Annotated in this window: 1 protein-coding gene; it reads left to right on the top strand. The window is 72.2% G+C overall.

The window, feature by feature from the left end; translation table 11 throughout:
• The coding region (locus tag ML342_RS11715; protein WP_240127191.1) for an amidohydrolase family protein at nucleotides 1–551 on the top strand (551 nt) is incomplete at both ends.

Here is a 551-nt window from a genome sequence, read left to right as displayed (position 1 = left end):
CTGCACGCGGCCGGCATCCGCGGCGTGCGCTTCAACTTCGTCAAGCGGCTGGTGGACTTCACGCCGAAGGACGAGCTGCTGGAGATCGCGCAGCGCATCGCGCCGCTGGGCTGGCACGTCGTCGTCTACTTCGAGGCCCAGGACCTGCCCGAGCTGTGGGACTTCTTCACCGCGCTGCCCACCACCGTGGTGGTGGACCACATGGGCCGCCCGGACGTGACGCAGCCGGTGGACGGGCCGCAGTTCGGGCTGTTCGTGCGCCTGCTGCGCGAGCACCCCAACGTCTGGACCAAGGTCAGCTGCCCGGAGCGGCTGTCCGTCTCGGGGCCGCCGGCGCTGCCGGGCCGTTGCGGGCCGGACCGGCCGCCGTACGCCGACGTCATCCCGTTCGCGCGCCGGCTGGTGGAGGCTTTCCCCGACCGCGTGCTGTGGGGCACCGACTGGCCGCACCCCAACCTGAAGGACCACATGCCCGACGACGGGCTGCTGGTCGACTGGCTGGCGCCCATCGTCCCGGACGAGGCGCACCTGCGCCGGCTGCTGGTGGACAA

Source organism: Thermomonas alba (assembly GCF_022419205.1).
Lineage (GTDB): Bacteria > Pseudomonadota > Gammaproteobacteria > Xanthomonadales > Xanthomonadaceae > Thermomonas > Thermomonas alba.
This window is presented reverse-complemented; position numbering and strand designations above follow the sequence as displayed.